The following is a 6380-nucleotide window of genomic DNA, read 5'->3' as shown; positions in this document are numbered from 1 at the left end:
CGTAGCTGGTTACCCATGCAAAACCTCTTAAGGTGGTTATTGCGTCGGGGCTCACCTCTTCCCATTCCGAACAGAGAAGTTAAGCCCGACTGCGCAGATGGTACTGCAGTTATGTGGGAGAGTATGTCGCTGCCTTTTTTTATGGAACCTCAATCTGAAAAGATTGGGGTTCTTTTTTTTATTGGAGCAGCGTGTCCCTTCGGTCGATCCGCTGCCTTTTTTGTTACCTATATACCATCCCGATGGGATTGGTGAACTGAAGTTCTCCTCTTACTATCAAATATAAAGCAATCATGTCAATTCAATAGGTGGTTATTAAATATAAAGTCGTTGACTTTATAAATTAATATCGGTTGTTTTATAAAATAAACTCGAGGATGTTATAAGAGGTTGGTGCTTATTCAATAATTAAAAGAGATGCTAAAATACCCTTTCGGATAGAAGCGTCAGATTTTCCGAAAGCTCTTTTTACCTCCAATGTGTAATTACCTGGAGGCATTGCTTCGGGTATGCTGAATACCAGCCTGCCTAAAGTTCGGATGGCAACATTTATTACTTTATATTCCTGCCGTGCTGCCGAAACAAAGAAGATGCCTTCGTTAGGGTTTTCAGGGTTGTATTTGAGATGGCTTCCCGTGATTTGCCCAATGCCGCCCGGACTTAGGGTAGTATTAAAGTTTTGTGATAGTATGTCCTTAAACGCGTTTAGTACCGGTACTGTTAAAGGCTGGGTTATTTTTTCGGTAGCTGTATTTTGCATCACCTTTTTGATAGCAGGGCCAACAGAAGCCGTAGCTTTAAGTTTATGATGTGAAGGATCAAATGTAGCGGTACTGGTGCTAAATTCCCCCGAAATTCCGGGTTTTATATTCACAATTGGCACATTAACATGGTTTCCCTGCTGTACCTGTTGGCCAACCACTTCAAAAAACAGATGCAATGATGCGAGTATATCGGCTTCCGAAAGTGTAGTGCCTCTTTGCACCATTTCGGCTATAATATCGGCAAGGGTATTTACCTTATGAGGAACGATAACTGCTTTATGGCTCTCCGGGTTTGTGGAAAGCGCATTTTTATGGAGGTAGTATTTAACAGGCATAAATAATAGGATTTACGTAAAAGTAACTAAATCTAAAATAATATAAATTTTATAATTGAAAAAGAGAAGGCGGAGCTTGGGAAATGGATGGTGCCGGTACTTTTTTGGCTACTAAGACTTCTATATTAGCCAAGAAGACATTACCGATGCTCATATTGACGGTTTTGCGAAGTTTGTATCGGGCAACAAATTAGTAACTATGAACGACGCTGATTTATTGTATTGGGGAGCTTCACAAACAGATATTAATACTTTATATGCTGCAACTAATGCAGCTAATGTTGTTTACACCAAAGTGTATTTGCCACTTACTCAAAACGATGTGTCAAAAACTAATGGACAAAATTTAGGATATAAAGGAAGTTATATCAATTATTATGTGGCCAACAATAGGGTGTTAGTTCCTAACTATAATGACCCGAATGATGCTGTTGCCAATGCTATCATTGCCGGGTTATATCCGGGCAGAACCGTTGTAGGAATTGATGTTAGGAACTTATATGGTAATGGGGGCATGGTGCATTGTGTTACACAGCAACAGCCATTGGCGAGTGTCTTGGGAATCAATACTTTTGAGCTGAACAAACCAAAATCAATACTATACCCAAATCCGGCTAAGAGAAATATTGCTCTGCAAACCAAAGAAACCATTATTGCAGTAACCGTTTATAACGAAATAGGTCAAAAAATGAACATCATTATTCTTGAAAATAATAAGCTAGTTGTTGAACCATTATCAAGTGGTACCTATTTCATAAAAATTGTTTATACCAATAATCAAACGGAAACTTTAAAGTTTGTAAAAGAATAAAATAAACACATTTGCTTTACTCAGATATAGCAACTGCGAGATAAAGCTTCGATAGTTACCGGGATAAACCACAAGATTTAAAGCGAGGAGATTCCTCCTTCGTCGGAATGACAAAAGAGGTGTTCTATTTACCTGCTGTTTCTGTGTAGTCTTTACTTCGTTCTCCCTGAATGAACATTTTTAAAGTATTGAAATGAATTGTAAATTCTACAGCAGTCCAATTCATATCGTCATCGTCAGATTCTGATTTCGATGTATATTGATACCAAAGTGTATATGCTGCACTATCAAATCCTTTTATAGATAATGGGATTCCTGTCTCATCACATTCTATTCCCCAATTTACGGCTCTTTTTGGTTGGTCATGTAATTGGTAAAAACCGCTGCCACCTCCATTTAATTCCACTGTTGGTTCTGCACCTTGGAATAAATAGGTGCCGGTTATTGGATAATCGATAGTCGTTGTAATATAGTGAATGCCGTCTTTAGCTTCAATTTTAGTTTGGGCAAAGCTGTTCATTACAAATAAGAATAAAACACCAAAGAATAATTTTTTGTATTTCATAATTTTCAGGTTTTCTTTGAAATAAAAATAAAAACTATTATATGTCAGTCATCGTTGTAAGGCAATTAGTTATGAACAGATTAAATAGCCAATTGTTAAAATTTGACAAGCATGGATTCACGCTTTCGCGGGACACGAGAGCTTGCTCGACCTGAGCGAAGCTAATGACAATTAGAGCCTATTTCTCAAACCAAATTCTGGCATTGACAAACGCTTCAATCCAAGGGGAAACTTCGTCCTTTTTATCGGCTGGATAATATCCCCAATTCCAAGGGAAAGTGGAACGTTCAATATGTGGCATCATTACCAAGTGTCTTCCTGTTTTGTCGCACATCATTGCTGTATTGTAATCAGAACCATTTGGATTTGCTGGGTAACTGCTGTAACCATATTTTGCTACAATATTATATTGATTTTCTGTTTCATGCAAATTAAATTTTCCTTCACCGTGTGAAACCCATACGCCAAGAGTTGTTCCGGCCAATGTTTTCAACATTACTGAATTGTTTTCCTGAACTTTTACAGAAGTAAAAATACTTTCGTGTTTTTGGCTGTCATTGTGAAGCATTTTTCCATGTACTTTATGCTCCGGATGAATCACTTCCAATTCCATGAACAGTTGACATCCGTTACAAATTCCAACAGAAAGTGTGTCCTCTCTTTTGAAGAAGTTTTTTAACGCATTATTGGCTTTTTCATTGTATTTGAATGAGCCGGCCCAACCTTTAGCAGAACCCAAAACATCGGAATTTGAGAATCCACCCACAGCGCCAATAAATTGAACATCTTCCAGATTTTCCCTTCCCGAAATCAAGTCAGTCATGTGAATATCTTTGACATCAAAACCTGCTATGTATAAGGCATTTGCCATTTCACGTTCCGAATTACTTCCTTTTTCACGAATGATGGCTGCTTTTGGCCTCGCGACTGCACTCGAAGTTACAGGTTTTTTTCCTGTAAAATGAGCAGGAAATAGATAGGTTAACGGTTGAATTTTGTAATTCTCAAAACGTTCTTTGGCTTTGTTGTTTTTACTTTGTCTTTGGTCTAATAAATAAGAGGTTTCAAACCACTTCTCTCTATTATTTTGAATTTTGAATTCTAAATTATCTTCGATCAGTTCGCCTTCGACTTGTGTTTGAATGAAAAGAGATTCAGAAAAAATTACTTTACCAATCTTGAAGAATTCGATTTCTGCTAATGCTTTTTCAAATACTGCATCATCTTTCGCCTGAAGTAATAATCCAATATTTTCCGAGAATAAAATCTTTACCAAATCTTTTTCCGCAAAGGCATTGAAATCAATTTCGGCACCCAAATTTAAATCTGCAAAGCACATTTCCAATAATGTTGTAATCAGTCCGCCCGAACCAATATCATGTCCGGCAACAACCTGCCTGTCCTTGATTAAATCCTGAATGGTATTGAAAGCTTTGCTGAAGAAATCAGCATTTTTAATTGTTGGTGTGTCGTTCCCGATTTTATTTAAGACTTGCGCAAACGAGCTTCCTCCCAATTTGAAATCATCCTGGGAAAGATTGATATAATATATTGAGCCACCATTTTTCTGCAAAACAGGTTCCACTACTTTGGTAATATTGGAGCAATTCCCGGCAGCTGAAATGATAACTGTTCCCGGCGCAATCACTTCATCATTCGGATATTTCTGCTTCATGGAAAGCGAATCCTTCCCAGTCGGAATGTTGATTCCAAGTTCAATTGCAAAATCGGAACACGCTTTTACAGCTTCATATAGTCGTGCATCTTCACCTTCGTTTTTACACGCCCACATCCAGTTAGCAGAAAGTGAAACGCTTTTTAAACCATCTTTTAATGGAGCAAAAACAATATTTGACAATGCTTCACCAATTGAATTCCGCGAGCCTGCACCCGGATTTATTAAGGCTGAAACTGGAGAATGTCCAATACTAGTGGCGATTCCTTCTTTTCCATTAAAATCTAAAGCCATGACACCCACGTTGTTCAACGGTAATTGTAACGGTCCGGCGCATTGTTGTTTGGCTACTTTTCCACCTACGCAACGGTCGACTTTATTTGTTAACCAATCTTTACAAGCCACCGCTTCGAGCTGCAAAACCTGCTCGAGATATTCCTGAATCTTATCCTGGCTGTACTCTATTTCATTATATTTTATTTGAGAACTTGTGTCGGTCATTACCACTTTTGGAGAACTTCCAAACATGTCTTCCAAAGCGAAATCCATTGGTTTGTTCCCGGTTGTTTTGCTCTCAAAAGTAAAGCGATGATTGTCGGTTACTTCGCCCACTTCATACATTGGGGCACGTTCACGGTCTGCAATTTTTCGTAACGTTTCGATATCATCTTTACCAATTACCAATCCCATTCTTTCTTGTGATTCGTTTCCAATAATTTCCTTTGCAGAAAGAGTAGGGTCGCCAACAGGCAATTTATCCAAGTCAATCAAACCGCCGGTTTCCTCAACCAATTCAGAAAGACAATTCAAATGTCCACCCGCGCCGTGGTCGTGAATCGATATAATTGGATTTAAATCACTTTCCACCATTGCCCGAACTGCATTGGCCACACGCTTTTGCATTTCAGGATTGGAACGCTGAATCGCATTGAGTTCTATTCCGGAACCAAAAGCCCCTGTGTCTGCAGATGAAACCGCCGCACCACCCATTCCGATTCGGTAATTTTCTCCGCCAAGAACAACGATTTTATCACCTTTTTTTGGTTTACGTTTTTTGGCTTGTTCTTCTTTTCCGTAACCAATTCCACCAGCGAGCATGATGACTTTATCGAAACCAAGCTTTCTGCTTTTCCCATTTAGCTTGTCAAAGTGTTCGTGTTCGAAGGTTAAAACGGAACCCGTAATTAACGGTTGCCCGAATTTGTTACCAAAATCAGCAGCACCATTGGATGCTTTTATCAAAATATCCATTGGTGTTTGGTACAGCCATTTTCGTTCGGTCATTCCGTTTTCCCATGGACGATTTTCTGATAACCTTGAATAAGCTGTCATATAAACTGCTGTTCCGGCTAATGGCAATGAACCTTGTCCGCCAGCCAAACGGTCACGAATTTCTCCGCCTGAACCCGTTGCTGCGCCGTTAAATGGTTCAACTGTTGTTGGAAAGTTATGCGTTTCGGCTTTTATTGAAATCACTGAATTAAATTCTTTTTCCTGATAGAAATCCGCCTTGTCTCGGGTTTTTGGAGCAAATTGGGTTACTATTGGGCCTTTGATAAAAGCTACGTTGTCTTTATAAGCTGAAACAATATCGTTCGGGTTGAGTTCGGAAGTTTTCTTTATCATTTTGAATAAAGACATTTCTTTTTCAACGCCGTCGATAATAAACATTCCATTGAAAATCTTGTGGCGACAATGTTCTGAGTTTACCTGGGAGAAGCCAAATACTTCTGAATCGGTAAGTTTACGGTTTATTTTTTTTGATAGATTTTCTAAATACATTATTTCTTCCTCACTCAACGCCAAGCCTTCCTGTTTGTTGTAGGCAGCAATTTCCTCAATTTCCAGAATTGGTTCGGGTTGGATATTAATCGAGAAAATCTGCTGATTCAATTCGCTGTATTTTTGCGAAAGCATTGGATCAAAATCTGAGAAATCGGTATTTACTTTCTGAAACTCCTCGATTCTGATAATATTTTCGATTCCCATGTTTTGGGTGATTTCTACAGCATTGGTACTCCACGGCGTAATCATAGCGGCACGTGGACCAATAAAAAAATCCGTCAGGACGGATTTTTTTATTTTAGGTGCGTTTGCGAATAACCAATTAAGTTTTGAGATGGTTTCTGCCGAAAGTTCGTTTTGCGAATGAACGGCAAAAACGGTAGCACTTTCGTTTCCGAAGAAATGAATCATTGTGTTATTTTTAGTTGTTGTTGTAGTTGCAAAT

At 38.7% G+C, this 6380-nt stretch carries 4 protein-coding genes and 1 rRNA gene; 2 read left to right on the top strand and 3 right to left on the bottom strand.

Annotated elements, in window-relative coordinates; genetic code table 11:
• Positions 1-28: 28 nt before the first annotated feature.
• Positions 29-138, top strand: a 5S ribosomal RNA gene (rrf, locus tag Q0Q99_RS12280).
• A gap of 259 nt (positions 139-397) precedes the next feature.
• Here rrf and Q0Q99_RS12275 read toward each other — a convergent pair.
• On the bottom strand, positions 398-1099 hold the full coding sequence (locus tag Q0Q99_RS12275) for a DNA-binding domain-containing protein (protein ID WP_293896402.1): 702 nt from the start codon (positions 1097-1099) through the stop codon (positions 398-400).
• 124 nt (positions 1100-1223) lie between these two features.
• On the opposite strand from Q0Q99_RS12275, the gene Q0Q99_RS12270 reads away from it, so the two are divergent.
• The gene (locus Q0Q99_RS12270) at positions 1224-1910 is read left to right on the top strand and encodes an agmatine deiminase family protein (RefSeq protein WP_367175045.1); all 687 of its coding nucleotides are present in this window, start codon (positions 1224-1226) and stop codon (positions 1908-1910) included.
• Positions 1911-2034: 124 nt separating this feature from the next.
• Here Q0Q99_RS12270 and Q0Q99_RS12265 read toward each other — a convergent pair whose 3' ends face one another.
• Positions 2035-2475 (bottom strand): hypothetical protein, encoded by a 441-nt coding sequence (locus Q0Q99_RS12265; protein WP_293896399.1) that lies wholly within the window; start codon positions 2473-2475, stop codon positions 2035-2037.
• A gap of 178 nt (positions 2476-2653) precedes the next feature.
• Entirely contained in the window at positions 2654-6346 is a 3693-nt protein-coding gene (gene purL / locus Q0Q99_RS12260; RefSeq protein ID WP_293896396.1) for a phosphoribosylformylglycinamidine synthase, read from the bottom strand.
• Positions 6347-6380: the final 34 nt, after the last annotated feature.

Origin of the sequence: Flavobacterium sp., assembly GCF_025352425.1 — a bacterium.
Lineage (GTDB): Bacteria > Bacteroidota > Bacteroidia > Flavobacteriales > Flavobacteriaceae > Flavobacterium.
This window is presented reverse-complemented; position numbering and strand designations above follow the sequence as displayed.

What these genes read in the sequence shown, in the direction of transcription:
- Q0Q99_RS12275 (WP_293896402.1), bottom strand. Translation starts at nt 1,099, where the DNA reads ATGCCTGTTAAATACTACCTCCATAAAAATGCGCTTTCCACAAACCCG.
- Q0Q99_RS12265 (WP_293896399.1), bottom strand. Translation starts at nt 2,475, where the DNA reads ATGAAATACAAAAAATTATTCTTTGGTGTTTTATTCTTATTTGTAATG.
- purL (WP_293896396.1), bottom strand. Translation starts at nt 6,346, where the DNA reads ATGATTCATTTCTTCGGAAACGAAAGTGCTACCGTTTTTGCCGTTCAT.